We start from the raw sequence: 26,707 nt of genomic DNA on the forward strand, positions 1-26,707 counted from the left end.
CTGGGAATATCACGCCAATTCGGCACGATATGCACAGATCCTGCGGCGCCGCATGCCGAGCAGACCAGGCGCAAGCCGACGCGACCACGGCTGATCCTGCGGAAGCGCGTCGAGCCGCAAATCAACCATGCGATTGCAGCTGCCGTTCAGGCATTGAACGTTGCATGTCACATTGGCCCTCAGCCAGCCATTCAGCGGGGCTGAGAGCGGATAGTGGCCCGACCATTTTGTGTATCGACGAACAGAGCGCATGCCGCATCAAAGCGGCATCGTAAGCACCTCGCAAATTGTCGATTACTGGTGGTCCGGAACGAGCGCGAGCTACTGCGCGTCGTCGGTGTGGACAATCGACAGGCTATCAGGTTCAGGCTGCAGGGGCTTTTTGGAGCGCGTTCCAGACGCAGCCGCAAAAAATTACGCCGTCGGGCTCGAAATGAGTGTCCCGGCGGCGTTGCTCCACTGGGCCCCTTGAAATCCCCAGCGCGCCAGATCTAGCAGGTCCCAGCCTGAGCAAATGTGAACTGTTTCACAATCACGCTAATTCTCTCAAAGCGCTCGGCTCCGCGTGCTTTGGATCAGGTGCGGATGCGGCGAGGTGAAACGCGCGAGCTACTGCGCTTCTGGGTGTGGGAGAGCCGGTAGCTATTTTTTCAGGAGCAATCCCATCTCTCGCGCCATCCGCTTCACCGATCCGGTATGCCGCCCGAGCACTGCCGCAATTTCCGACGCGCCGCGCCGACGTGCCATCGCGGCAAGCCTCTTTCGCTCGGTCTCGGTCCACTGCTTTGGCTTGCATGATTTCATTTTGAGATCATCCGGCCGGCTCGAGGAAAGCGGTATTGGGAAATTTCCGGGTGGCGACTCTTGACGGCTTGGTGCACGCTGGAGTCTAATCCGCCGGATGGGGCGGCATCAGCACGACATCAACGAGCTCCCGCGCATGGAGCGCACCTGCCTGAATCTGCGCCAGACCATCCCTGAGCAGCGGGCAGGGCTCGAGTTCATGGCCAACTGCTGCCGGCCCGAGGCCAGTTGCCTCCGGACCCGCTTACCATCTGCTTCCCAGTCCGGAATTTCGGGAAGCAATGGCGCATTAAAGCGCTCTATTTCCTACATAAAATCTTTCTTGACCGATCTCGGGTTACCACATGGCCGTGGTCGCCGGGGGTCGCCGGTGTCGTGTTCTTCGCGGTGCGCGCGCTGCTTGCGCTCATTCCGGGATTGGCCGCCGGCTTCGCAATCAAGAATGGTCGGCGGCTGCGGCACTGTTCGCCGCCGCGTTCTATCTCCTGCTGTCCGGCGCGGAAGTGGGGTCGTTCTTTATGACCGCGGTGTTGATCGCTGTGATGGTCGATCGCCGCACCATTTGCCTCCGCACGCTGGGCGGTGGCAGCCCTGATCGTGCTTGCGGTCGCCCGGAGGCGCTGGTGCGTCCGAGCTTCCAAATGTCCTTTGCAAGTCCAGATTTTGAGAAAATCTCTTTGCTTGTCAAAGGCTTAGCGGTGGAGTTCCTGGCAAGCCCAAAAGGGGTAAATCCTGGCTAAACCTCGCTGCTTGATGCGTCGAGGTATGCGCTATTGAATAGCTGGTATGCACATTCGGAAAATAGCCTTGGCGCTCAGCTTGCGCAAGCGAGCTAACGAACGAGCGTAGGATTCAAGTTTAGCTGAGGCTAGCGCCGAACTGCCCGTAGATGCAAGCGAACTCGCCGCCGCTCTCAGGCATCTCTAGCACAGTCACCCGGTCAAGATGATGAGCGTTTAGCCTGACGAAATACCGTCCCAGACTCTCGTGCCGTTTTGGATGAGGCGCGAGTTTGACGATGAGAAGCCTCATAACGTTTGCCTGTAAGGACTGCAGGTACATCGCCGCCTCGCGAAGCGTACTGATTTTAGCAGAAGGAATGTTTCCCGTTGCAGTGAATCCAAACGCCTTGCACTCAGCAACAATGTCTCTTTCCCTAGTGGCGAGATCGAAAGAGTGAAGTTTGCCAGCCGCAATCGACATGAGTACCTCCAGCTCAACTTCCCGTAGAAGCGCCTGCTTTAAAGCGTCTCCACAAAGAATCTGAAAGGCCTTTCCTCGCTCAGCGTTGGAAAGCATGACTTTCTCCGTCCTGCCGTTAACAAGCCAAGGCAAAACGGTTTCGCCGAAAATGGCAAGAGGAAATGCTGAGCTTCAGGCCACGACTCCACTGTGCGCGCCCATCGAGCGACACAGCAGAACGTTCACGCCTCCACGCCGACCAAAAGCTTTAACATCGGAACGCATGGTCTCATCAGTGCTCTTGGGACCTGGAGGCCTGGCTAAGGTTCAGAAACCGAGCGCGTGACCAACGTCTTGCACTCCCTTTTCCACGGCATGCCCCGCGTCGTGAGCACCCTTCTCCACAGCGTGCCCTGTGTCTTGGGCACCCTTCTGAATTGAATTACCTGTATCATGAGTGCCCTTTTCGATCGCGTTGCCTGCGTCGTGAGCCCCCTTCTCAATGGCCTTACCGGCGTTTTGAAAGAACCGTTCTACGTCAACGGATGGTCGGCTATCTGGTGGCTTATTGTCACCGTAAGCAGAGCAAGTGTTAGAGAGTTCGCAAGCGAGCGTACCGATACGTTCTTTCTTGTAGTAAATGGCGCCACTGTTGTCGTACGTGAAATCCCGGCCCCAAATGTTGAGATGATAGGCCTCAGGTGTGAGCCCAGCTGATCTACCGAGTTCACTCTGCTGCTTCAACTTGTTCCAACCAGCCGATTGCCAATGACCGTGACCGGTATACTGAGTGGTGTAACATGAGCCCATATAGATGTCAGAAAATGGCCTGCTCTCGGTCTTGTACATTTTGTCGCCATACTTGGCCCCGTGGTCGAAGCGAACATCAAATACCGAGGTTATGTTGGGATTTTTCGGGTTACCCTTCGCATCACGTTCTACCCATTTATTGGATATGAAATCGACCCAGCGAATTTTCAGAGCGCGTCCTTGCGGTGTCGTCGGGCAGGGCTCCTTGTTCTCGAACTCGTAAGCTTGTGCAAAGGTATTCATCGAGATTGCGCAAAGCACAGAGGACAGGGCGAGTAGCTTGCGAGACATGTTTTCACCCTCGTGGCTCGATCTTCACTTCTGGACTGTTCGCGGGCCTTACTGGTTGATGCTCAATAGTTGGCGGCGGAGCCTCCCATGGGCCGGGACCTCGATTTTCGGGTGGCAACCAGGGTCCAGGTCGACTCTCGGCAGCTGGTCCTTGCGCACTCCCCGCAACCGGTATCTGGACCTTCCCGTTCGTCAAAAGGTTCGGAACTACGCCAAGGACATCGCCGATCGGATCGAAGCCCTGACTGGCCTTTTTTTGTCGGGCTGCACTAGCGGCATTAGCTCGTGCCAATTGATCTCTCGCGCTTGGCAGAAGCCTATCATAGCGCGCGGCTTCGGCGGTGAATGCAGCCTGATGCTTATCCAGCGCACTCTTGATTGCCCTTCTCGCCTCTTCGGCTTTCTCGAGGGATTTCAGCAATGCTTCCGAATCTTCCCTCGTGACAGCGTGATACTCGCTCTTCATCACCGGGCCTTTTTGAGGAACGTCGGCTAGTCCGCTCTGTTCGGGAAATAAAAGGTCATGCGCCGCGTTGACACGTGAGTAGCCGCTCGACATCTCAGCAATGTGCGTCATCAGGCTGTCCCTCCAGGCGCCATTGCCCAGATCACCGGCGGGGACTGGTTTCAGGAAGTCAGCCAGGCTTCCGGCCTCCATTGTAGCAACGTCTTTCACCAGATTGTAGGCAACGTCCCTCTCGTGATCGTGCCACTCTTGGTTTGCTATGTCGTCTGGACCATCCTGGACCGGAGCAATAGCCGCGAGAGCTTCTGTTGCCTGCCACTCGGCGGCGGTCATATACCCCGCTGGGGCAGGCTTAAAGGTCTCAATCGGGTGAAACTCTTTGAGCCACTGATACGATCGGAATGCAAAATCCAGACGTTGCGCCTCCGTTGGGTTCGGCGGCAACGAAGGTGCTGTCGGATCAAGTCCGTGCGTTTCAAGTGAGTTGCAATACAGTGCGGTCGGCCAAAGGATCCCTGAGAGAGCAACAGCGACGAGGATGATGCGCTGCATGGCGACCTCGCAGGAGTAAGGAACAGCATCCACACCGCCTGGCGATTGTGCCAACTGGGGATGTTGACAGCCGAAGATTGCACGTTCTTTGGTCAGCCGGCAATAGGATTCATAATTGTGGGCTACACGAACGGTCGGCGCACGGCCGCGGGAACATGCGGACCTACAGGATGGAAGCCATTGCCCGGCTCGCCGTCCATGCAGCGCATACCATAACCATGTTCGTTCTGGAGACTTGGGAAGCTCGAAAGAAATAAGAGGAAGCCATGCCGGTTGAAGTCAGTTAAGTCGAAAAGTTCCGTGAGTACCTGCGCGGCGTTCCTGGTGCGGACCAGCACGACGCGAAAACGTGGACCAGATGATCCTCGCCATCGCAAGCGCGGTCATCACCCGCAAGGACAACAGCCCGCTAAGATCCGGGTCGGCAAGACGAAAGACGTGGGCAATGCCGTGACGTTCACGTCAGCCCGCGGCAAACCTAAAGGGGCAAAGTCGACGTAGGCATCGTCGCATCACGGCGCCGGGTTCTGGGTTCACGGCCTTAGTTCTTGCGTACTACCGCGTTGGAAGTCTTGGTCAGGGTTATTTTGCCCGCCGCGTTCACGCCCCGCCGCCACATGCGGTTGTTCCAATAATTGCCCGAAAGCCGGCGTGGGTTGGAAGGGTCAATCACAACCCGCGCAGCTCCGCAGAAGCGCTCATCGTCGGTTGGCGCCCGATTTTCATTCTCTTGCTCAAACATGTAGATGAGCTCTTTGTCGTTTGAATGCGTAGCGCTCAAGGGGACCGTCGCAAGAGTCCGCGATGATTTGATAACTGCGTCGGTATTCTTCGGATACATCCGCATGCGAATGTCGAACCAGGATTGTTCAATAGTAGCTTCGAATTCTAGGCGAAGAAGGGCAGGTGGCTCCTGATCAAGACTGAACGGGTCAAATCGCTCCGCCTCTTTGCGCGACGCATCGAGCATCCGCTTAACGACGGGCCAGTTGCTTTCGAGAACGACATCATAGGTTCCGTTCAGGTCAGGATAGATTTTGTCGGCCAGAAATTGACCGAGCCGGCCGGTCTTGTTCCAAATCGGCCGCCAAACCCACTTTGCGAAGATAACAAAAAACAGAAATGCATCGACCAGTGCGACCGTTATCCGGGCAGAAACTGGGATGCTGAAATATCCCAGCACGACGACAACGCTCGCTGCGATCCAGCTAGCAACCCCCACGATGATCTTAGGCCCAAGAACCTGGTACATCGCTGCATCTCCTACCGAAAAACAACGCCCAGAACGCCACGCTCGTGTTCAACAAATTCGGCGTAGAAAGTCCCTGCTTTTCGATGTGCCACTTGGAAGCCTCGCCAACCTTGTGGGCTTCCAAGAAGGAAGTACATCGGATGGCCAGACTTCCTTGCAAGACCGGCCCAACTTGACCGATCAGTCATTGATGGTATCGGCGGGCCCCAGGGATGTGTATGCCACTCACCGATAAAGCCAATCTCGTGGTTCGATTTGTTTAAGGCATCATCGGCAGCGGCCTGATGCGATCGATCCTGACGAACGAAGCTCACCATGGTTCGATCGTCTGCATGTGCAGGCATCGTGAAACCACTAATTTCTAGATGCGGTCCGCGAACGCTGCCAAGGAGAATGCCCCCCGATTCCGGCTGACCTTCGCAGGTCGCCACTGCTTCCTGCATCATTGCCACCACGGGATAGTGAACGAGCACATATCGATCAGGCGGCCGCAGTGGCGCAAGCAGGGCATTTTTGAAGCGCCGGAGCATTGGCGTCCTTTATTATAAACGTCGCATCGTGATTGATCCGAATGGTGCGCAGACGCGGTGACGGCGTCCCCTTTACCCAATCAAGGCTCATTTGCAATGCAAGACCGGCCGCGATCGCCGACGCTCCCACGCCATAAGGGAAAAATGCGCCTTCTCCGCAGCTCGCCGGCGCCAAGGCGACGGGATGATCTGGATCCAAAACCCGGAAGCGCTCGCCCCCGTGATCAAGCCGCAAGCAACGGAAGCAGGCGTACTCCGGTTTGTCGACTAACACGGCCTGTGCAGCAACGCCGCCACCCAGCAGCCAAACGTGCAGGCTCGTCAGGGCCGTCGCCCCTTCGCGCCGAGCCTTGACGAAGTCAGCATTGAGGACGTCAGAAAGTGCCTGTTCGCCCGTCGCATCAATCACAAGATCGCAATCCAAAAGATCTGCCATATGCTCCAAGGCACTTGCAGGGAGTGCCGCAACGTCGCAGTCGGGATTCGTTCGCGAAAGCTCCTCTCGCGCAGCTACGGCCTTGTTCTTACCGAGAAACGGAATACCGAGCCAGTGACGGCCAAGATTTCCGGGTTCGAGATTTTGCGTGTCGAACAAGGCAATACGTCCGCCAGCCGTCCCGGCTCCCGATTGCGCCAGAAAACGCGCCAGCCAACCGCCGATCGTTCCAACCCCGACAAGTGCAATTCGCTTGGCGCCTAGGTTTGGTTGACCCGCCATGTTGCGATGATAGATGAAAGAAGGATCGAGTGAAGCGCCCGTAAGGCGCTGCACTCCGATTTCATCGGCTCTTTTCTCCAATAGCTGTGCCAAGAACTGCGGCCGTTGAACGGCATTGGCAAGCAGCGGCGGAATATCCAGTTTTCCGCCCACATCCCCATTCGGCCCTCTAACAAGAAAGAAGCATTGTCGTGGCCAGGCTTGAGCCACGCCTGCGATCAGTTGTTTCGGTAGATCTTTCCCTAAAAGTGTCAGCCAGGCAATCAGTTCGGCGAGTGTATATGGCAGGCGCACAGTGCGCGTGAAGGTAAGGCTACGCTGCGCCTTAATCAGGACAACCGGTATCTTGTCCCGATCCGCAGCCTTGATCTGCGTAGGATCAAAGTCAAAGCGCTTCAATCGTTTTGCGGACTCGGCGATGATGCTGAAAATCCCGCCCTCACGAGGAACCGCGAACGCAAACGCTTGTTCAGCCTCCATCGGTAAATCGATGTAGGTCGCAGTGCCTCGCCAGTGTTGAGGGAATTCCTGCGCAACTTCATCTTGCAGTTCGTGCTTGCTGATGCGCTCAAGGGTCTCGTGCATCTTAAGCATGCAAAGTGCGACCGAGCCTCGCGGATTGTGAGGATCGAGAACAAGCTCTTCTTCGCGCGCGTAGCAGACGCGGTCATTCTCTTCGATATGCGCGATCGCTTCGGGCAGATCGCGCATCCGATTGGTCAAATAGAGCTTAGGCAGACTGGACAAATGAGGTGACGCATACTCCACGGCGACCGATACACGCCGTCCGCGGACGTCAAGCACACCCTCGTAGCGAATTGACTTCGTGTGTTGTCGGTTGCGCGAAAAGTGACGCGCGACCATTTCCTGGTGAATCTCTTGCCGCGAGTCCAAAGGTCATCCCGATTTCGTGCGTGGCACCTCGCGGGCGGGCAGCTTGGTGGGCTGGTACGACCTAATAGTCGCTTCCGCGGTCGTAGATGCGAGAGCGATCTCTTGAGGGATGCGCGGGCCGAAGGCCTTAGCAAGGCTCGCGAGCGCATGGGCGATATTGTCTGTGCCGTGCACAGCATCGCGGACTCGCTGATGAAGCTCCCCGGCCTTCTGTCTGAACGCTGCGCGATCCTGGGGGGTCCAGTTGTCGTTCAGAACGACGGGCAAAACGGGGTTGCCAATTTGACCCGCGAAATACCCATCAAGCCTCGATGCCACCTCGATTACGGCAAGGTCATCCCGGTTATCGGGGATGCGTCCCTTGAGGTCGTCAAAGGTGTCAACGACGCACTTCATCAGAATGATCGATGACAGGCTGCAATCGTTGAGCCATGTGAAGTCGCGCCAGCCCTTGAAATAGCGGCTGACCCGCCGAATTTGCGGTCCGTGCGTCGCGACAGCGTCTTTGAACCAGTCTTCCATCAAGCGGGGGTCAGATCCGATCCACTTGCCTTCCCGAAGCGCCAGCCGCAACTCATCCTGGTTGAGGCGCTTATACACCTCATCTCCGAGCTCGCTGGAGAGCAGATAAATCGCGCGATCAGCCGCCTTCTTCGCCAAAGCTGCGTCCTCGACAAGCCGAGTAAATTGTTGATCAGGGATCGCATAGAGCGGAAGGTCGATATGTGCATTGTTGTCGAGCGTTATGCGCACACATTTCTTGGTCGTGGTGTCGATCGTCCATCCTCGGTCGCGGCACAAAGGAGCAAGCATAGTCTCCACTAGGTGAAAATATCCGGAGGCGGCGATCACCGGATTGCCGGTCTCAGCGAGAAATGACACCGGAAGATAGATTCCGTCGTCGTAATCGATCTGCTGCGGTGGCGAGTGCGCGGGATTGTTGAGCGTGCGGTATGCGGGACAGGCGCTGCCTTGCATTCGGAACTTGGGACGAAGCGGAGGATCGGCAACGCCTTTGCGCAACGCGGTCGCATCCATCAAAACCCGCCGCGGCGCCATGCGTTGCCAGTCTGCGAAGCCGGCCTTCACGGCGTCGCGAATATCGTCGCGCGCCTTTCGTAGTTGCTTTTCCTGCGTTTCCGGCACCGCCAGTTGCGCCAGAAAATCAGTCTTCGACAGTGAATCCGTGAAAACGCGGTGCAGGTTAAGTTGCGTCAAGGACCCCCCCAAGGAGCAAAACCTCGCTCTGGATGATGTAGGTGTGCTGGGGCACTGGTACAAGGGATGACGTGAACAAAATCGGACCACACTCGGCTGGCGCGGATAGGAAGGTCTTAACCTTTTGAAAAATATACCATCTCGCTCGTGTTGGCTCGCCGCCAGCGGGTTTCCCGCGCTTCCAGGCCGTACTGTGCTTGTGGATGACGATCGGCAGGAGACCTGAGCGCGGATTGCCGAGCTGTTAACTTCGTTCATCAGGAAACTTTTCTGATGGCCGATATGGCTTTCACAGGGTCAAATCCAAGCACGTCGGCGATCTCTACGAACTCCACTACATCAAGACGTCGCTGTCCGCTTTCCACCCTGGCTACGAACGACTGATACTCTCCTAGCCGAGCAGCTAGTTCAGCTTGCGTCAGACCTGCCGCTTCTCGTTTTGAGATAAGAAAGTCGACGAGAGCCCTATGACGGCCTTGCGACCTCGCCTACGCAGCCTTCCACTTTCACTGTGTCACGCCGTTCGGCGTGCTCGCCAATCTCGGGGCCATGCCGGTGGTTTCGGCGCTGGTGATGCCTGCCGGGCTGTTGGGATTGGTTGCGGCGCCGTTCGGATTCGACCGCGTGTTCTGGTGGGGATCGGCATCGATTGGATGATCGCGGTCACGCGCTGAGCGGTCAATGCCAACCCAAAAGGCGGGCAAACCCCGGCATGTCATAGCCAGCCGCAAGATAGGCGAAGAACACGGCGCCTAGACAGTGGACGACCACAGCAAGCGTGAATAGCAACGGGCTGTCGTCAAGGCTGAAACTGTAGCCCCGGCTGTAGACGACCCCGCGTTTAAGCGCCCGCACGACGGTCCACAAGATGAACATCGCCAGGGTGGCAAGCAGTATTCGGCTGCCTAGATTCATCGCTCAGCCAATGATCATTCCTGGAATCGCGCCTGCCTTCTTCAGAAGCTTAGTCTGCCTCTCCATTTGCAAGGCGAGCTGCTTCCGCTCGTACTTCAGCTCGGATTGCTGCTCCGATGTGCTGTGACCATCCCGATCCAGCACGCTGATTAGAAAAGCTTGGTCTTCGATGTGGCGCTGGCGTTTACGGATGTCATCCAGCAGTTCTGTAAGCTCGTTTCGGAGGTCTAGATCCATATCAATGCTGCTCGGCCACTGTCGTTGAAAGAAGCACTACCCGCATAATCGAACAAACGGCTTCAGCCACGATCTCCATGCGGATCCTGGGTGCTTGAACGCACGGCTGGGGGCTACTGGGCCAAGTCGAACCGAACTCGCAGCCGGTCGGCGATTTCTTCTGCCCGTCTCTGAAAGCCAATCGGATCGGCCGGGGCAGAGACAACGGTTGGTACCCATTTGTATGCATGATCCGGACGGATGGCAATTTTCAGGTCCGCAACACCGATTTTATCGGTAATGAGGTGGGCGAGATCACTCGCCGTTGCGCGTTCCTTGAGCATCTCACAGAAGCTCCCAATGCCTGAGTTGGCGGCCACAAATGATCAAGAACTCAAAACGTTAAAGAAAGATTTGCTGAAGGAGCTGTTTCCCATAGCGATGAGCCCGCCGCCGAATTCAGGATCGGCATTGGTTGTGGCCAAAGCTGCCACGTTGGTTACGCTCTTAGGCTTTCGGCTTCTTAGCTCTTCTTGCCTTCTTGCCCTTTGTGCTCCCTCCCTTTTTCCTACGCCAAACCTGAAATTGAGGATCGAGAGGGGGCGGTCTGTGTTGACGACGTGAGGGACAACGAAGCCAAGCACCGTGTTTCTGTACTCGATCAGCGTCATCAACGGAGGATGTTAAGGATAGAGCGCGGCCTGCCTGCCCGAGCAGGCTCCGGTCTAACACTTCATCCGTACAGCCGCCCTCTCTATAGGCGCGCCAACCTCGGCTCTTCGTGATCGATGGACGGTAATGATCCCACGGCAGGTGCTGCCATCCAGCCGATGAAAATCGAGCTTCAACCTGTCGAGGTCGCTGGCCATGATCCGGTAGTTCGGCGCTCCCAGGAACAGCAATGCCATTGCAGTTTGCCATGAGAGATCTAACGATTTGGCCAGGATCAGCACGGGCTCCCGATCTTCATCAATCAACGCACGTTCTACGACGTCGATAGGCAGCGGGCACAGTAACGATAGCGCAACGGCTGTTTCGTTGAACTTGAGAGAATGCGCGAATTCGAAGATCTTGTCTTCGTTCAGTTCGCCTCGCTCGCGCAGCTTAGCCACCGTCCGCTTGGCGGTGAAATAATCCTTCGAGGCCGGACCAAATCTGGCATGGACAGCACCGGTGACATCAACAACGACCCGATGAATCTGTGGCTCGATATCCGGGCGCTCCCGCTCGAGCTTTTGCCGCACCTCTTCAGAGGCCTTGGAGATAAGCTGCTGGAACAGATGCCGGGGAATGTCTTTTCGAAGACCCACTGACTCGGCGAGGATCGTGTCCCCTTCCGAGCGTCGCACCAGATGCAGGAAGCCGGAATTTGAAAAGGTGGCACCGCTATAACCACCTTGGCCGGCTAACTAGACGTTCCAACGCGAAAACACTGGCGGCCTGGAACGATCGTCGACCACGGCCGCCTCTGAGCTGTTTCCACACGACCAAGACCCCATGCCAGACATCATTGCCCAATAGACATGCCCAAGGTCCGGCCATAGGCTTTCTGCTGATACTTCGGTGCGGATGAGCTGAGCCGTCCCGCGATCTTTTCTATGATGGCGTCACGGAAGGACGACAATGGCTGAACTTACAAGGTTGGCGAAATGCAATTGCGGTTTTTGCGCACCAAGCATGATACCAGCGGGGCGCTTGACATGTTTGAGGTGGTGATCCCGCCCAACTCCCGTATGCCGGTCCCGCACCATCACCGTGACTGGGAAGAAACGATCTATGGTCTTGAGGGCGTCATCACCTGGATGGTCGCCGGCAAGCGCATCGAGATCAAGCCCGGAGACGATCTCTTCATCCCGCGCGGTGTTGTCCACGGGTTCGTCAACGAGACGCAGGCGATTGCGAAAATGCTTTGCGTTCTCACGCCAGGCGTTCTCGGGCCGGAATTCTTCCGAGAAATGGCCATAGCCATCGGCGGCCCTGCGCCTCCTGATCCTGCCCGGATGGGCGAGATCATGAAACGTCACGGGCTGATACCTGCGCCATCTTAATTGAGTAGGTCGGCTGCGTTCGCGCTCTGCTCGCGAACTCGTGTTATTTGTGAATGTCGCTTGTTGAACCATCTGCGACCTCGGAGGTAACCAGTATCGCTGAAAAAAGCCACTATGACCGGCGCAGCTTTACCGGGTCTTAGAACAAAGACGGAAGGCACCCTCACTACGCTGCAAGCAAATGGGTGGCCGTGACACTGGCGGGCTGGGTATGCCGCGACGAAATCGAGCTCGACCGAGCTGGACCAAATTAAGCTGATATGCCTGAAAGCGGCGGTACATGGCCCGCATTGCGCGCGAGCACCGCAGCCCTCAAGAACAGCCACCTCCCAAAACCACTGTACCGTTAATGAGGAGATCAACTAACTGCCCGTTCAGGTCTCGTCGAAGCACGGCAGCGGATTGGTAGCGCGGACGTAAGATGAGCTCTTGAACGTAAATTCTCACGGCGAAGCCCACCAATCCTCCGGGAAGGGTTCCAACGGCTCGTCGTCGTCATTATCGTTCGCAGGTTTGCGAAGAAGCGGTTCGAAACGTAGGGCGAAACCTCGGCATACGCTGGGGACCGGCATGTCCGGTTTGCCGGGTTGATACTCGGCAGATCCGAATAGGACGCTCAGAGCGGTCGGCCAAGCAATGGCCCATCTTTGCGCAGCGACTCGCGCTGCATGATCTTGATTTTTCCGCATGGTTCGCTACTAGGCCACGGTTTGCTTGAACCAATTCAACGGCAGTGCGAGGAGATAGCCTCGCCTTCAACTCAGCCTCGGTTCTGTTCATCTCCTGTCGAGCCAGAAGAGCGTAGACTCGCGTCCATACTCCTCACCTCAAGCACTCGAAGAAACGGCTCCTGCATCCGGAGGGTTAATCGGGAATGCTGGAGTCGTCTCTTCCGAGATCCTTCGCGTTCGTCCGGCAACAATTGTCACAATGTATTCGTTATAAAAGGTTCTTTGCGAGCGGGATAAAGTGGTACTCCAAGAGGAGGCCGGAGCACTGTCGCCTTGAGCGGCTGTTGGTCGAGGGTTAGCCGGACCGACTTTTTATCCACTTCTGAGTTCGCCCGGCAGCTGGATTGCCGCCTTCGGCGGTGGGGAGCGACGGGAGCTGGCGCGGTGCGTTCCGCATAGCGCAGCGCCAGATCCGGGCGCGGGTGGCAGGTCATGGCGAACTCGGACGGCGTTCTCCATCCGAGCTGCGACTGCGGTCGCGTAACCGCACCGGGACCTTACGGGCTTTCGCTCCACCGTAATGCCTCATTAGGCATGATCATCATACTTGAACGCGTTTTCATCGAGCGCTTCTGGGAGGCCATGTGTCACCGAACAACAGTTCATCCTTGAAGCCGGATGATCGCATCAGTAGAACGGACCCTTCGGAAAAACGCGGAAACCTTGTCCCTGATCGCGAGTTTTCAGGACACGGGGGCGACAATAGACGATGCTTCCGGCGGTCGCGGCTAATAGAGCGTGGACGTCATACCTAGCGTTGCACGATGATGTTGATCCACTGGACGCACGTCGCTGCGCGCTCGAACGATATCTACGGCAACGCGCGGCACGGAAGAGCTGACGTGCTTAGGGCTGGCTTATCTCGCGCGCGTCCCGAGCGACACTTGGTGACCTGCGGCACCTGTTGAGGTCGTTCCTTGCTCGGGGGCGCACTGCCTGAACTGGACCTTTTGGCGATCGCCTGCCTTCTGTTCGTTATCGCTCTGCGACTTGTGTTTGGCGGCTAATCCCTGAAGTGGGCTGATCGGACGCACTGCGCGCCTAACCAGACAAAGGAAGCCCTCGCGCGGACCGGCGGGCCTCAGGCATTCTACCATTTCTGACGACCATACCACTCGTTGAGTTCTTTTTTGGCTTGATCTTTTTGGTAGCCGTAGCGCTGCTGGGGTTTACCTTCGAGCTGATCTTGCTTTCCGTTGATGGTGTCTAAGTCGCCGTCGGTGAGTTTGCCCCACTGCTCCTTCACCTTGCCTTTGATCTGCTTCCAATTTCCTTCCACGCGGTTCCAATCCATCTGGGCCTCCTTCTGTTGAAACCGACAATCCAACGCGCCAGCTCCAGCCGAGTTCGAACGAAAGCCGATCTATCGCATTGCAGGGACGGCCAGTCCGCCGGAACAGCGCCGAAGCCGAAGAGATTGCAAGTCTCGGCGGAACGCCAGGAGCGATATCGGAATGTTTGTCGCCGAACCCTCAATCTCCGACGCGAGCACGGTAACGGGCTCACCAACTTCGGCCACGCGGCTCCGGTTCTTCACGTTGTAACGTGAAGACCTCGCATTCCGCTAAGAGCTGTGACCGAACGGATAACCTTCCCCCGGGGGTGCCGCAGATTCCACAACGCGGAAGGAGACGGTGATGTTGATTGACTTAATTCGAAATGGCCGAGGCATGTCTTTTCTTTCATATCAACACCGCCCAAACTCGGCTTGCCTCGATGTCGGGTCGGCACGGCCGCACATTGAACTTCAGACGACAGCTCCCGGATCAGCTCTGGAGGAACTTCACGGTAGAGATCGGCCATTGCCCCTCATGCCCGCTGATCGATACACGAAGACCGTGCACGTCATCCAGGTCTAGGTGCTTGATCGTGCCGGCCTTGCCGTCGCTCAAGACGACGGCCTTTCCGACAAGCTCCTGCTCGGCAGCATGTAATTCGCGAAGGATATTGACCGCTCGCTCTTCGCCCGTGCTGGATGCACTCATGGGCGTGAAAATAGCCGAAATAGCGCGATGTTCCGGCATGCCCGACGGGGGTCATGAAGGCATTTCGGGGCGCAGTCGGCGGGAACGTAAGTTTCTAAGCAGCGATCCAAATCCTCAGGATGGACGCCCTCCAACCAACCATCGCCGAGTTCCTCGTGAATGTCGCGGCCGCTAAAATTCAACCACGGGCGGTTGAACCAAATGCATTGCTTGTCCGTACCTGAGACCCAAATCATCACGGGCGCCGCTTTCATAGCCTCGCAGAATCGCGCATCCAGTCCTGCCGAAGGCTCGGCAGAAAAATGGGCTGGGCTTGTACTGTTCAATAGGCCCGTCATCCTCAAGCACCGGCAGGTGTTATATCGCACGAGGGCCTGACTCTGATCGAACGACAGACCGCCGGTCAGGTCCAAGGTAGCGGACCAGTTGACGCATCGCGCGGTCCTGACCGGCTGCATGCCGCAGGTCGGCTATGGGGGCACAACCGGACTCATGCAGTGCAGCAAGAACCAGCATTCGATCCATCCTCGTCAGCGGGTGGACATCGTGACTGCGAGCATGGAGTCATTGACCAGATCCACGCCGTTCAGCAGTACCCGAAGTAGTAGTAGCCGCCGCTCGATCCTCGACCGAGAGGGGCCATTTTGAGGTTGGACTTTCAAACCTTGAAGAAGGTCGCAAGCCGCTGCCACGATTTCGCCTCTGAGCAATCGGCTAATACCTCTGTGTCATGCAGCGATTCGCACGGAGCTTTTGAGGTGCATGATTTGACGTTTTGGAATGAGTTAACGCGCAAGGAGCAGCGAATCATTATCAAGCTGTTCGGCGGTGGATCCACGCGTGGCAACAGCTCGGTCGAGACCGTCAAGCTCATCCGGCTGGGTCTCATCTATGAGAACGGTTTGACCGCCGCCGGCCTCGAAGCATTCATCGCAGCGTTCAAAGTGCAACGTGAGGCGCGTCAACCAGAGTTGCTGGCATAGAACCGAGCCCGGTTACGCCAGGCCCGTCTACACGCGAATAGAAAACCTGTTCATCGCGATCAGCAGCTGTATTCGCGGATCAACTTCCTGCAGATAGATTGTTTTTCTCAAGAACTCGATTTCTTCTGTTTGGTGAGACTCGTCAAGATTGATGTACCAGGACCGCGGTGTTCCATCTGTACCGTCGCTCCATCGGTAGCCTCTCTTTTTCAGCGGATCCTTCAGCTCGAAGGGAGGCTGCTCGGCCCATGTACGGATCGTCTTGCGCCGCGCTCGTTCGAGAAGAATAGCGAAGGCGGATCGATTGAGACTCGGTACGTCGGCCGACAATATCTCAATCAAAGCACGATAATCATCGATCGCTCGATGGGCTTGGTGAAGCCGGCCAACAAGTAGCCGACGCGCGAACCGTCAAATCCATGTCTACGCCAGTCGATTTCCGTAGCAGAACAATGCCCAGGATTACCGCTCGAAAAGCGGCCAGTAGCGCTCAGCGAATTTCCGCTCAGAGTTTGCGTTGTGGGCGACGATGATCATCGTATCGGACGCAAACGCCGAACCCCCCTCTGGATCGATCCGATGGCCTAAGACCATTTCGTCTGTGACGCCCGTGAGCTCGATGATCTCAGCAGGTTCGGGATTCTGAGGCTCGTTGAACGAGGAAAAAAAGTCCGTCTCTATTTGCGGAGGATCTCGCGGCCCATTACGATCTTCATGATTTCTGTCGAACCCTCCATCTGCTTGCACATACGCAATTGGTTGTAGAAGTCGCTGAATGGGTAGTCGTCGATTGCAAGACCACGTCCCCCCAGGATCTGCATCGATCGATCCACGACCCGCAGTCCGGCATCGATGCAGTAGCCCTTGACCATTGAGGCCTGTAGCCTTGCGGCCGAGTAGCCTCCCCGGTCGACCAGCCAGGCTGCATAGTACGTGTTCCACCGGATCGATTCGATGTCGAATTGCGAGTCTGTCAGCATCCACTGGATCGCCTGATTGTCGCCTAGCTTCCCGCCGAACACTTCGCGCGTCCCTGCCCAATCGATCGCGAGCTCCTGGCTCCGCTCGGACATCCCGAGCGCCACCCCTCCCAAGCGAAGCCGAAAGCGATTGAACTGATGCTGGGCAATTGAGAATCCAGCCCCCGGTCCGCCCAGGAGGTTCTCCGCCGGAACGAGGACATTCTCCAGCTTCATCTCCTGCTCGACACCCCATTGGCGCGACATGACAGGAATGTCTCGCACTTTCTCGAAACCGGGCGTGTCGTTGTCGACGAGGAAGATGCTGATGCCGCGATGCCCCTTTTCCGGATCAGTCACCGCAGCGACGGCCGTGTACGACGCCTCATGGTGCCCGGTCCTCCACATTTTCGTTCCATTGATGACGTATTGGTCCCCTTTCTTGACAGCAGTCGTCCTGATGCGTGCCAAGTCGGAGCCCGCTTCCGGCTCGGTGAAGCACATGGACCATGATGTCCGGCCCTCAAGGACCGGGTAGAGGTACTTGCTCTTGATCTCTTCGCTTGCCTCATAGAGTACAGGCCACGGAGCAAAGTGCCCGCCAGGCATGCGCCTTGGCGATTTTGAGAATTCGGCAAGGACGATCACATCCTCCATCGCTCCGAGCCCTTGGCCGCCGTAGGCCTTCGGCACGTTAAGCTTCGTCAGCCCAAAGTCCTGGAGCTTCCCTTTCAAATGCGCCGTCAACTCCGGGCTGTACTCGGGAACGGTAATTGGCCAGGAGCGATAAACGGGCAAGACTTCGGTATTGATGAAGGTGCGTGCTCGCTGCTGGAGATCGAGTTGTTCCTTGGTGAGTTCAAAGTCCACGGCAGGTCCTCTCTATAGATAATGAATGGAGGCCGGCGAAGGACGTCGCCTCCGCCCCCCAGATGTCGTCAGTCGAAACGCTCATTTTTCCGCGTCGATGACCTCGCCGATTGGCTTCCAGGTCGCGCCGTCGAACTGCATCAGCTGCTCTTGACTTATCGGCGTGTACCGTGTCGGGCTGGTATTGAACTTGATTCCGGGAAGCATGATTGGAAGTTCGAGGTCCTTGATGCCGGTCGCCTGTTTCATCAGGTTCTCGCGCGTCAGGTTGTCTCCGCAGTTCGTAAGGACGTGAACAAACGTCTGTGCCGTGGCGTAGCCGAACACGTGGAGGGTTTCCGATGGATTGGCTTCGGGCATGTATTGCTTCATGAACGCGAGATAGTCCCGGATGCCGGGGTCATCGGCCCACATCTCGTCGTTGGGATCCTTGCGGAAGGCCACCGTGATGACACCTTTCGAATTCTCGAGCCCTGCCGGCACCAGTGTGCTCGACATTGAGCCGGCCGCATCGCTCAGCAGATGCACGGGATGCCAATTCGTTTCCGCAATCTTCTTGATGGCCTGGGCTGCAAACTTTGGCGTCGAGATGTCGACCAACACATCGGCGCCAGTCGCTTTCAGGATCAGGATCTGTGAATCGACCGTCGGCTCAGCGACCTCGTAGCTGATCTCCTTGACGATCATTGTGGCGGCCTTGTCGGCCAAGCCATCGTGGAGACCCTTGATGTAGTCGCGTCCAAAATCGTCGTTCTGGAAAAGCACGGCTACCTTCGCGCTGCGTCGCTCCTTCAGAAGATATTTGGCATAGATCACGCCTTTGGCATGGTTGTTCGGCTGCCAGCCCATCGACCACGGATAGGTGGCGGGCTCCGAGACGCGATTGGCGCCCGTGCCCAGGAACAGCCCCGGCACCTTCTTGGCGTTGAGATATTTTTGCGTTGCAAAGTTCGTGGACGAGCCGATCGTGCCGACGATCGCCAGCACTTCCTCGCTTTCCACAAGCCGGCGCGTTTGCTCGACAGCCTTTGGGGGGCTGTAGCCATCGTCGAGCGAGATCAGGTTGATCTTGCGACCGTTGATCCCGCCATCGGCATTTACCTTCTGAAAATAGGCGATCATGGCGCGGCCGATTGCGGCGAAACTGGATGCAGGGCCGCTATAGGGCATGGTCTGGCCGATTTTCACTTCGGTATCCGTCACGCCGGGTCCGTAGTTCTTGTCCTGGCCGGCTGTCGGAGAGATCAAGCCCGCCCACGCGGTTGCACAGATCGCGATTGTGAGCTTCTTCACGCTGTTTGCCTGTCCTGCTTGATCTGGGCTGAGGATCGCTGCAAATAGCGCTCCTTCAGCACGTGCTTGAACAGCTTTCCGTTGGCCTGCCGCGGCAGTTCGGCCTCGAAATCGATCGAGCGCGGACATTTGATGTGCGATAGGCCGTCCCGGCAGAATGCGATCAGTTCGGCCGCGAGTGCGGGTGACGCCTTCGAAGGGTTCTTGAGCTGCACCACCGCCTTGACCTCTTCGCCATATTCCGGATTTGGGATGCCGAACACGGCGACGTCGATGATGTCAGGGTGCAGCGCCAAGCGGTTCTCGATTTCGACGGGATAGATATTGACGCCGCCGGAAATAATCATGTGGGAGCGGCGGTCGGTCAGGAATAGATATCCTTCCCCGTCAAGGTAGCCGACATCGCCGATGGTCGACCACCCTTTCGCGTTTCGCGAGCGCGCGGTCTTCTCGGGATCGTTGTGGTAGACGAATGGCGGGCCGTCGAAATACACGTCGCCGATCTCACTGGGGCCAAGCTCATTCTGGTTTTCGTCGAGAATGTGGATCGTGCCAATGCAGGCGCGCCCGACCGATCCGCGATGCGACAGCCATTCCGCTGTCGAGATGCAGGTTGCGCCGTTGCGTTCCGAGCCTGCGTAATATTCCCAAATGATCGGGCCCCACCACTCGATCATTCGTTCTTTGATCTCGGGCGGGCATGGCGCGGCCGCATGAATCGCGCAGCCATGCGATGATAGATCGTAGCGGGTGCGCACCTCCTCCGGCAACGCCAGCAGACGGAAGAACATCGTCGGCACCCACTGACTGTGGGTGATGCGGTACCGTTCGATGGCGGCCAGAGCCGGTTCGGCCGCGAACTGCTTCATGATTATGACGGTCCCGCCGTTTTCCAGCGTACGCATGGAGAGGCGAAGCGGCCCAGCATGGTACAAGGGTGCGGGGGAGAGATAGACCGCATCCTCTGTGAAGCCGAAATTGGCTTGTACCCAGTCGCCTGATGTCCGAGCCTGCGTCGCATTGGCGAAGAGCGGCTGCTTGATGCCTTTGGGTTTGCCCGTCGTACCGGAGGAATAGCAGAAATCTTTGCCGATCGGGCCGTCGGGAGTCTCGATCATGCGATCGAAGCGCGCGAGCTCCGCGGCATAGCTAAGAGTATCGTCCAGTGCACCATCGAGCGCGTAGACGGCGCAATGGTGAGGGTTGTTGGCCAGCAATTCCTGGACCGTTTCGGCGAACCGGGTGGCGACAAAAAATGCTTTGGCGCCGCTATCTCGGACAATGTATGCGGCCTCCTCGGGTGTCAGATGCGTACTGACCGGCGTGTAATAAAGTCCCTGGCGACGGGCACCCCAGATGAGTTCAAAGTAACTGAGGTCATTATCGAGCATGATCGCGATGCCGTCGCCGGTGGCCAGGCCCGTCCAGATCAATAGTTGTGTGACGGCGTTGGCTCCGCGGTCCAGCTCACCATAAGTTACAGTCCGTTCCGAGAACGCGACCCGCGCGGCTATCTTGTCGGGATGGCGTTCTGCCCAGTGGCGTAGGTTTGGCATTTCTTCCCCTTAAGACGATGGTCTTCGCGCCGAATGGGATCGGCTTTCGGGGATTGTCGATTTCGGCGCGTGGTCATTGAATGACCGCGGATGCCAATCGGATTGACCAAATCCGATTTCTATTTCGCCGGTGGCCTATGGCTCTCCCGGTATTCGCCCGGCGCAGAGCCGGTCCAACGCCTGAATGCCCGGTGGAAGGCGCTGAGTTCGGAGAAGCCGAGGGAGACTCCGATCTCCTCGAGCGACAGTCGGGATTTCTGCAGCAGATGAATGGCGAGATCGCGCCGCAGCCGGTCCTTGATTTCTTGAAAGCCGCAGCTCTCTTCTTCGAGCAGGCGGCGGCGCAGCGTCTGTGGGGACACGGCCAGTTTGCCTGCGATGTCCTCAAAGGGTAACGGCCGCTTCAGATTGCGGCGGAGAATTGCGCGTACTCGCTCAGCCATGCTGCTGTCGTCCCGATAGCGCACGAGCAGCGCACCGGGCATGGACGCGAGGAAACGCCTCAGGCGCTCCTCATCAGGCACGATAGGCAGGTCGAGCAACTCAGTGCCGAACCGGATTTCCGTACGGGGCTGCTCGAACAGCATCGGGGCTCGATAGAACGGTTCGAGTTCCAAGCTGAAGGGTTCTTCTGGAAAGACGTAGTGAACTGTGATCAGCGGCAGCCGGCGGCCCACGAGCCAGCACATCAGGCCATAGGCGAACATCAGGATCGCGCCGTTGGCCATGCGCCGGCGGTTAGGCTGGGCAATGGTATCGGTGACGTAGAGCGAAGCGTCGTCGGGACCTTCCGCGAGACGCACCACGAAATCGTCCGCGACCAGATGATAGAATTGGCAGCCGATCCTGATCGCTTCCCGCAGGTTGGCGCACCGGATCAGCAAGCGGCACATCATGCGGAAGCTGCCGGGCTTGATGGGACGGCTGCCGAGGAGCCAGAGTTCGTCGCGCGTCTCCCGCGTAATGACCGCGATCAAGCGGGCAAACTGGTGTTGCGGCAATCGGGCACCCGGCTTCTCGAGCTGCTCAGCCGCTATGCCCGCCCGTGCCACCAGCTGAGCGACATCGAATCCTGCCTCCCGGACACCGCTCAGCACCAGCCCGACATAGCTGCAGTCAATGGCGGAACGCGGCGGCGCCTTGTCTAATGGCCCAAGTCTTTGAAATGGCATGGTGGCATCATGTTAGCCCGCAGATTGGGCAGTCGCCACCTTCGTGGTGGCAGCTACGGTCAACGCTATTGGTTATTTTTGTCATTGCGGGCGCGACGCTTCGTTTCATTGTTACCACCAAATTAGATGGGGGAAACTTGGTGCGTGCCCTAATGAGTTGTGAGCCGGGTGGTCCCGAGACCCTACGGCTGCTCGATGTGCCAATGCCAGTCCCCGGCGCGGGACAGGTGGTATTGGCGGTGAAGGCCTGCGGCGTCAACTATCCGGACCTTCTCACCATCCAAGATCGCTACCAGGTCAAGATGCCGCGTCCCTTCGCTCCGGGAGCCGAGGTGGCTGGAATAGTCTCTGCGCTGGGATCCGGCGTATCCGGATTTCGGGTCGGGCAACGGATCGCGGCCCGCATTGGCACGGGCGGTATGGCAGAGTTCGTGGCTGTAGATGCCGGACGTTGCAGCCACGTTCCTGACGGAATGTCCTTTGCCGATGCCGCCGTGATGCAATTCACGTTCGAGACGGCATATTATGCGCTCCACACCCGCGCACGTCTCAAGGCAGGCGAGACCGTGCTCGTGCTTGGCGCGGGGGGAGGCGTCGGCATCGCGGCAGTGCAGGTTGCACGCAATCTCGGGGCCCATATCGTCGCCGCGGCTTCGTCACAGGAGAAGGTCGACTTCGCTCGCCGCCATGGCGCGGGCGGAGGTATCCTGTATCCCTCTGTGCCGCCCGACGAGCGCCGGGACGTCGCGGCTCACCTGAAGACCGCAATTGGCGGCCGCGGCGCGGATGTGGTCATCGACCCGGTGGGCGGTTGGCTGACGGAAGCTGCTATCCGCTGTGTAGCAGAGGGTGGCAGATATCTCGTGCTCGGCTTCACGGCGGGTATTCCATCCCTGCCGCTCAATCTTCCGCTCCTGAAGAACTGCGACGTGCTCGGGATTAATTGGCGGACGTTCATCTTGCAGCAGGATGCGCAGAATGAGGCCAACCGGCGAGAGCTGCAGCGCTGGTACCGAGAAGGCATCTTGTCCTCCGGCATCACCGCGGAATTCCCTCTGCATGAGGGTGGCAAGGCGATCCAGCTCCTTGCTGACCGGAGCGCGTTCGGAAAACTTGTGGTGACAATCTGATCATTCAGCCGTCACCGGGCTGACAAACCATCGCCGAAGGCATCAACGAATGGACGAGAGTTAAAGACCCCAGCAACCATCCTAAAATGATGATGTAGCGGAGCACAGGCATGAGCAAGCTGGACAAGCAGAAGTTTGAGAACATTGGCCACTCTTGGGTGGAGCGATGGAACAAGTCGAGCGCGGATGACTTCGCGGATCTGTTTAGTGAACATGGCGAATACATCGACCCATCCTTTGGATTGCTACGTCGTGGTCGCGATTTCCTGAAGCTCCATCATCAATTTTGGCATCGGGCAATTTCGGGGTTTCGCCTGACGCCGGAAAGAATATTCGCCGGCGATGCCGTCGTGGTGGTTCAAGCGCTCGGAGAAGGAACCTTTGATGGTCAGAGCCTTGGGAAGGGCGCAGTAGTCGCTAGCGGCAAAGCTTTTCACGGTCGTCTGTGCGCCGTCCTGGCCATAGATGATGAAGGCAAAATCGGCCGCTGTTCGGAATACTACGACCGAAGCCTTTTCCCAGGAGGAGAACAGCCTCCCTGCCGCGATCTTGATCACCTCTTGTCCCCAATGGATTTGTGATGAGATTTCCACGCACAGAGGTCAACTCTGAAAACTTACACGCGCTCTCTCAAAACAAGGGCAGCGGAAGTGCTCGTTGGGCTCCCATTAAGCTCACGGGGTCCGGCAGCAAATCCTGCCTATCCCACGTGCGTCAACGAGCGAGCCCAAATTGCTGCGGGTTGACAAGCCACGCTCGCCCTTGCTCTTCGAATTGCCGCAGATAGCCTGCGGTGTTCGATCTGCTGCGAGAACAGGCCGTCACCATCCGGCTGGTTGGGCAGAACGCGCGTGCAGCCCTGGGGATTGCCGATATAGGTTTTGGCGTGGAGAGGGGGCGATCGTCTAATCAGGATCCGGGCAGGAGTTGCAGGACAGCGAGCACGTCAACCGCGCATACCTCAGGATGTGACCAAAAAGATTCGTCTTTGGGAGGATCAGGATGACCGTGTCGGAGCTTGGGAGCGCCCATCGCGAGGCGCCGGATGTGTCGCGATTTCCTATTCTCGATCCTCTGCAGCTTGGCCATCTCCGCCACATCGAGAACCTCGCCGCCCAGCCCGACGGCGAATGGTCCAAGATGGGCATTCCCGACCCCGGGCAGGAATGGCTGGACTCCTATCGCTATCAGCTCGCGCAGATGGCATATGCGCTGGCCCTTGCGCACTATCACCGCCTACCTGCCGCACCCGCGGTGTTTCGGAGCACGTTCGATCACTTGATCCGCAAGATGTTGCGGCGCGAGGTGTGGGGATATTGGAAAGATACCAGCCAATCAGGGCCATACGTCAATCCAGACATCAAGGAGCTGCGTAAGGGCTGGATCGATCCGGTGGTCCGCGAGAACATCATGTATAGCGGGCATCTGTCCGCTATGGTGGGCATGCAGAGTATGCTGTTCGATGACGATAGCTATGACCAGCCCGGCGCTTTGACCTTCCTGCACAACCCGATCTTCTGGGGAATGCAGCCCGAGAAGTTCGAATACAACCGCACCACGCTCAACGAGGTGATCTACTGGCAGATGGTCGAGAACGGATGGCTCGGCGTGGCCTGTGAGCCGAACTGCGTGTTCATCGTCTGCAACCAGTTTCCGATGCTCGGCTTTCGGTTTGCGGATCTGCGTAAGGGCACTGCGGTGGCCGAAGAGGCGACACAGAGCTATCGCGCCGCCTGGGAGAAAAAGGGCATCTTCTCGAATGAAGGGTGGTTCCACGCCTGGTGGCGCATTGAGCAGGACGAGTTCGTGGCGCCGAAGAGCGTCGGCTGGACCGCATGGGGCGGAGCGGTGATGAACGCCTGGAATCGCGATTTCGTGCACGGCATCTATCGCGACCAACTCCGCGGCGTCCTGAAGTACGGCCGTCACGGCCTCGTCTCACTCCACCCGAACTCCGTGGTGCCACGCGTTCGCGAGGCACTGGCCGGCGGCCATCCGCTCGATGGCGTCGAAGACCGCACCTATTCATGGCCGATGCCCGACGTCGGCTACGTCGCCACGCTGCTGTCCGAGATGGGAGATCCTGATCTTCAGGGTCTGCTGGCGCATGCCGACCGCCATATGTCTCCGACCTGGAGCGACGGCGGTCTCTATTATCCGCGGAACGAGCAATCCTATGACGCGGACGGCAATCTGGTCCGGATGGATCGGCTGACTGGCAATGCGATGCTGGCTTATGCGCGCCTGAATGTTCCCGACGGCTTGTGGGCGTTGTACAACAAGCCATGGACCGCCGATCACTTCGCTGCTCCTGCCTTGCGGCGGATCACGCCGGCCATGGATGTGACGCGTGCGATCTATGACCGCGACGCGAAGCTCCTCGTGCTGACGCTTCAGCCGCGCCAGGCCGGTGGTTCGGAGACCATCCTCGGAATTGGGCCGATAGTGCCGGCTGCGTCCTGGACGCTGTTCCGTGACGCCGAGCCGGTGGCCGCCAGTCGCGCTGGGACGATCACCGCAATCGGCGCGGTTCAGGCGGTGGTACACGATGGGACCATCGTGGTGAACCTGGCACTGGAGAGGACGACCACGCTCATCGTGGCGTTCGACCATGTCTGACTGCTGCAAAGGACAAGCCGCAGGCGAGCCGGCCAAACGGCCCGGCGGTGCCTTTGAGCTGATCGACCATTATGGGCACGCCGTTAGCGACCGCAGCTATCGCGGCCAGTTCATGCTGCTTTTCTTTGGCTTCACCCATTGCCGCGCAGTTTGCCCTGCTGCACTCGCGCGGCTCTCGGCGGTGATCGGCAGGCTCGGGCCGTTGGCTTCACGCCTACGGCCGCTCTATGTCACCGTCGATCCGGAGCGGGACACGCCCGAGGTCATGAAGACATTCCTGGAGCGCAGCTATCCGCATTTCACCGGCCTGACTGGCTCGCGCGAAAACATCGATCACATCAAGTCGCTATATAAGGTCTTCGCGATGCGCGCAGCCGACCCCGACGACGCGACGGGATATCAGATGCCGCACACCGCCTTCACCTATCTGGTCGGTCCGGATGGTCGCTACGTCGCGCATTTCACCGATGCGGTCGGTGAAGACGAACTGGTGGCGCGGATCGGCAGCGATCTCGGCTCGGGAGCGTAGCTCACGAAGCGGTCAGCGGCTGCTCTTAGCCCAGTCGAAGAGCAGGGCGTTGAGAGCCTGCTCTGTCATCCTGATCGGGTTGGACCAATTCAAGGTGGCGGAGGGTGAAGTCGATGACGCCGTGCGTTGCCGCGATCACTTGGCAGTCGCAAGTCCGGCGACCAGGGTAGCAGCGCCTGCTTGAAAGAAGCTGCAACCGGTTAGCATCCTCGAAAAGGTGGAATGTGGGCGCGCCGGGCGAGGGGCGAGCATCCCTCGCCGCCCTTGATGTGCGTGCGGGGGTGTCGAGACGGCGTGCGCATGACCGTCACCTAACGTGGTGCCCACGATCCAGGCTTAGACCGTGGTCCTCGGCTCGCCGCGGCGAGCGGGAAATCCTGCGTCTGCAGCGGACGGATCCGCTTGACCCGATCAAGGCCGAGTTCCTCGGCCGTCTCCGTGAGTGTTATGCGGCTGAGGCCTGCTAGTGGTCTTATTGCATCTGGCCAGATACTCGCGCATCGCATCGACACGATAGAGGGGCCTGCCATCGACGTAGCGCCATTTCAGTGGGTGGTTCGGATCGCGCCGCCACTGCTCCAGTGCGCCGGGCGTGCGCCGGATAACCGCAGCCGCCTCCAGTGCCGTCAAATTAGAGCTGTTCGGCAATGTATCGAAATCGAAGGTCGCGGGCGGCGGCATGCCACGGTTCTTGCGAGAGCGCGTCGTGGTCCGCGGCGGCTTTCTGGAATCTACGGGCCCAAATAGCTTGGTCCGTATCTCTTCCTCCTTCTCTGGCATGCCTCCTCCTCCGAACCACGATCGGTCTGATGCAATAAGACCGTGGGTTGTTCCAGCAAGAAAGGAATCAAGCGCAAAGGTATTGCTGCCGGATAGCTGTGGCGTACGAAAAGGATGCCATTCTTTGCCGAGAGCTTGACCTGTGAATCCGGGACCGATCGCTATCCTAAATGTTGGCTGGGGAGCGCAATATTCCGATCGAAA

The 26,707-nt window shown here is 58.1% G+C and carries 27 protein-coding genes and 3 pseudogenes; 8 read left to right on the forward strand and 22 right to left on the reverse strand.

Annotated elements, in window-relative coordinates; translation table 11 throughout:
* The first annotated feature begins 1,133 nt into the window (after positions 1-1,133).
* Positions 1,134-1,544 (forward strand): ComEC/Rec2 family competence protein, encoded by a 411-nt coding sequence (locus tag AC0L27_RS31605; protein ID WP_473321655.1) that lies wholly within the window; start codon positions 1,134-1,136, stop codon positions 1,542-1,544.
* 118 nt (positions 1,545-1,662) lie between these two features.
* On the opposite strand, the gene AC0L27_RS31610 is transcribed toward AC0L27_RS31605, so the two are convergent.
* From AC0L27_RS31610 to AC0L27_RS31645, 8 genes are all read right to left on the reverse strand, one after another.
* Complete coding sequence (locus AC0L27_RS31610; protein ID WP_473321572.1) at positions 1,663-2,103, reverse strand: hypothetical protein; 441 nt, start codon at positions 2,101-2,103, stop codon at positions 1,663-1,665.
* Positions 2,104-2,313: 210 nt separating this feature from the next.
* Positions 2,314-3,087: a hypothetical protein gene (locus AC0L27_RS31615; protein ID WP_473321574.1), complete on the reverse strand. Its 774-nt coding sequence runs from the start codon at positions 3,085-3,087 to the stop codon at positions 2,314-2,316.
* 4 nt (positions 3,088-3,091) lie between these two features.
* Entirely contained in the window at positions 3,092-4,105 is a 1,014-nt protein-coding gene (locus AC0L27_RS31620; RefSeq protein ID WP_473321575.1) for a hypothetical protein, read from the reverse strand.
* A 541-nt stretch (positions 4,106-4,646) separates the two neighbouring features.
* On the reverse strand, positions 4,647-5,357 hold the full coding sequence (locus tag AC0L27_RS31625) for a hypothetical protein (protein WP_473321577.1): 711 nt from the start codon (positions 5,355-5,357) through the stop codon (positions 4,647-4,649).
* 11 nt (positions 5,358-5,368) lie between these two features.
* Positions 5,369-5,887 (reverse strand): Mov34/MPN/PAD-1 family protein, encoded by a 519-nt coding sequence (locus AC0L27_RS31630; RefSeq protein ID WP_473321580.1) that lies wholly within the window; start codon positions 5,885-5,887, stop codon positions 5,369-5,371.
* Positions 5,838-7,469 carry a ThiF family adenylyltransferase gene (locus tag AC0L27_RS31635; protein WP_473321581.1) on the reverse strand — a complete coding sequence of 544 codons (1,632 nt, stop codon included), beginning with the start codon at positions 7,467-7,469 and terminating at the stop codon, positions 5,838-5,840. Before AC0L27_RS31635 ends, AC0L27_RS31630 begins: the two co-directional genes overlap by 50 nt.
* 33 nt (positions 7,470-7,502) lie before the next feature.
* The gene (locus tag AC0L27_RS31640; protein ID WP_473321582.1) at positions 7,503-8,717 is read right to left on the reverse strand and encodes a CBASS cGAMP synthase; all 1,215 of its coding nucleotides are present in this window, start codon (positions 8,715-8,717) and stop codon (positions 7,503-7,505) included.
* A 257-nt stretch (positions 8,718-8,974) separates the two neighbouring features.
* Positions 8,975-9,163: a helix-turn-helix domain-containing protein gene (locus AC0L27_RS31645; protein ID WP_473321656.1), complete on the reverse strand. Its 189-nt coding sequence runs from the start codon at positions 9,161-9,163 to the stop codon at positions 8,975-8,977.
* 43 nt (positions 9,164-9,206) lie between these two features.
* Here AC0L27_RS31645 and AC0L27_RS31650 point away from each other — a divergent pair.
* A pseudogene (locus AC0L27_RS31650) lies at positions 9,207-9,388 on the forward strand (ComEC/Rec2 family competence protein); the annotation flags it as partial.
* A gap of 7 nt (positions 9,389-9,395) precedes the next feature.
* On the opposite strand, the gene AC0L27_RS31655 reads toward AC0L27_RS31650, so the two are convergent.
* The 5 genes and pseudogenes from AC0L27_RS31655 to AC0L27_RS31675 all read right to left on the reverse strand — a co-directional run.
* Positions 9,396-9,632, reverse strand: a complete 237-nt coding sequence (locus AC0L27_RS31655; protein ID WP_473321583.1) for a hypothetical protein — start codon at positions 9,630-9,632, stop codon at positions 9,396-9,398.
* Between the two features lie 3 nt (positions 9,633-9,635).
* The gene (locus AC0L27_RS31660; RefSeq protein ID WP_409190310.1) at positions 9,636-9,869 is read right to left on the reverse strand and encodes a hypothetical protein; all 234 of its coding nucleotides are present in this window, start codon (positions 9,867-9,869) and stop codon (positions 9,636-9,638) included.
* A gap of 113 nt (positions 9,870-9,982) precedes the next feature.
* Positions 9,983-10,192 (reverse strand): hypothetical protein, encoded by a 210-nt coding sequence (locus tag AC0L27_RS31665; RefSeq protein ID WP_473321585.1) that lies wholly within the window; start codon positions 10,190-10,192, stop codon positions 9,983-9,985.
* Positions 10,193-10,234: 42 nt separating this feature from the next.
* Positions 10,235-10,519 (reverse strand): hypothetical protein, encoded by a 285-nt coding sequence (locus AC0L27_RS31670; RefSeq protein ID WP_473321586.1) that lies wholly within the window; start codon positions 10,517-10,519, stop codon positions 10,235-10,237.
* Between the two features lie 54 nt (positions 10,520-10,573).
* Positions 10,574-11,221 (reverse strand): annotated as a pseudogene (locus tag AC0L27_RS31675) (DUF2336 domain-containing protein); the annotation flags it as partial.
* 327 nt (positions 11,222-11,548) lie between these two features.
* Between AC0L27_RS31675 and AC0L27_RS31680 the strand changes: the two are divergent.
* Complete coding sequence (locus tag AC0L27_RS31680) at positions 11,549-11,896, forward strand: cupin domain-containing protein (RefSeq protein ID WP_473321587.1); 348 nt, start codon at positions 11,549-11,551, stop codon at positions 11,894-11,896.
* 1,090 nt (positions 11,897-12,986) lie between these two features.
* Here AC0L27_RS31680 and AC0L27_RS31685 read toward each other — a convergent pair.
* The 4 genes and pseudogenes from AC0L27_RS31685 to AC0L27_RS31700 form a co-directional block, all read right to left on the reverse strand.
* Positions 12,987-13,106, reverse strand: a pseudogene (locus tag AC0L27_RS31685) (IS3 family transposase); the annotation flags it as partial.
* Between the two features lie 611 nt (positions 13,107-13,717).
* A complete protein-coding gene (locus tag AC0L27_RS31690) occupies positions 13,718-13,921 on the reverse strand; it encodes a CsbD family protein (RefSeq protein WP_473321588.1) in 204 nt (67 codons plus the stop codon).
* A gap of 472 nt (positions 13,922-14,393) precedes the next feature.
* Entirely contained in the window at positions 14,394-14,612 is a 219-nt protein-coding gene (locus tag AC0L27_RS31695; protein ID WP_473321590.1) for a PRC-barrel domain containing protein, read from the reverse strand.
* Positions 14,609-15,070, reverse strand: coding sequence for a PAS domain-containing protein (locus AC0L27_RS31700; protein WP_473321591.1), 462 nt, complete (start codon positions 15,068-15,070; stop codon positions 14,609-14,611). The genes AC0L27_RS31695 and AC0L27_RS31700 overlap by 4 nt, the downstream gene beginning before the upstream one ends.
* Before the next feature lie 207 nt (positions 15,071-15,277).
* On the opposite strand from AC0L27_RS31700, the gene AC0L27_RS31705 reads away from it, so the two are divergent.
* Positions 15,278-15,595 carry a hypothetical protein gene (locus AC0L27_RS31705; RefSeq protein ID WP_473321593.1) on the forward strand — a complete coding sequence of 106 codons (318 nt, stop codon included), beginning with the start codon at positions 15,278-15,280 and terminating at the stop codon, positions 15,593-15,595.
* 27 nt (positions 15,596-15,622) lie between these two features.
* On the opposite strand, the gene AC0L27_RS31710 is transcribed toward AC0L27_RS31705, so the two are convergent.
* The 5 genes from AC0L27_RS31710 to AC0L27_RS31730 form a co-directional block, all read right to left on the reverse strand.
* Positions 15,623-15,925, reverse strand: a complete 303-nt coding sequence (locus AC0L27_RS31710; protein WP_473321594.1) for a hypothetical protein — start codon at positions 15,923-15,925, stop codon at positions 15,623-15,625.
* A gap of 347 nt (positions 15,926-16,272) precedes the next feature.
* Positions 16,273-17,424 carry an acyl-CoA dehydrogenase family protein gene (locus AC0L27_RS31715; protein ID WP_473321596.1) on the reverse strand — a complete coding sequence of 384 codons (1,152 nt, stop codon included), beginning with the start codon at positions 17,422-17,424 and terminating at the stop codon, positions 16,273-16,275.
* An 81-nt stretch (positions 17,425-17,505) separates the two neighbouring features.
* A complete protein-coding gene (locus AC0L27_RS31720; protein WP_473321597.1) occupies positions 17,506-18,717 on the reverse strand; it encodes an ABC transporter substrate-binding protein in 1,212 nt (403 codons plus the stop codon).
* Positions 18,714-20,273 (reverse strand): acyl-CoA synthetase, encoded by a 1,560-nt coding sequence (locus tag AC0L27_RS31725; protein WP_473321598.1) that lies wholly within the window; start codon positions 20,271-20,273, stop codon positions 18,714-18,716. The genes AC0L27_RS31720 and AC0L27_RS31725 overlap by 4 nt, the downstream gene beginning before the upstream one ends.
* Positions 20,274-20,392: 119 nt before the next feature.
* A complete protein-coding gene (locus AC0L27_RS31730) occupies positions 20,393-21,445 on the reverse strand; it encodes an AraC family transcriptional regulator (RefSeq protein WP_473321600.1) in 1,053 nt (350 codons plus the stop codon).
* Between the two features lie 203 nt (positions 21,446-21,648).
* On the opposite strand from AC0L27_RS31730, the gene AC0L27_RS31735 reads away from it, so the two are divergent.
* The 4 genes from AC0L27_RS31735 to AC0L27_RS31750 all read left to right on the forward strand — a co-directional run bounded on the left by AC0L27_RS31735 (position 21,649) and on the right by AC0L27_RS31750 (position 25,723).
* Entirely contained in the window at positions 21,649-22,575 is a 927-nt protein-coding gene (locus AC0L27_RS31735) for an NADPH:quinone oxidoreductase family protein (RefSeq protein WP_473321658.1), read from the forward strand.
* 110 nt (positions 22,576-22,685) lie between these two features.
* Entirely contained in the window at positions 22,686-23,156 is a 471-nt protein-coding gene (locus tag AC0L27_RS31740) for a nuclear transport factor 2 family protein (protein ID WP_473321601.1), read from the forward strand.
* A gap of 421 nt (positions 23,157-23,577) precedes the next feature.
* Positions 23,578-25,194: a linalool dehydratase/isomerase domain-containing protein gene (locus AC0L27_RS31745; RefSeq protein WP_473321604.1), complete on the forward strand. Its 1,617-nt coding sequence runs from the start codon at positions 23,578-23,580 to the stop codon at positions 25,192-25,194.
* Complete coding sequence (locus AC0L27_RS31750) at positions 25,187-25,723, forward strand: SCO family protein (protein ID WP_473321606.1); 537 nt, start codon at positions 25,187-25,189, stop codon at positions 25,721-25,723. The genes AC0L27_RS31745 and AC0L27_RS31750 overlap by 8 nt, the downstream gene beginning before the upstream one ends.
* Positions 25,724-26,707: the final 984 nt, after the last annotated feature.

The organism is Bradyrhizobium sp. Ken51 (assembly GCF_055807435.1).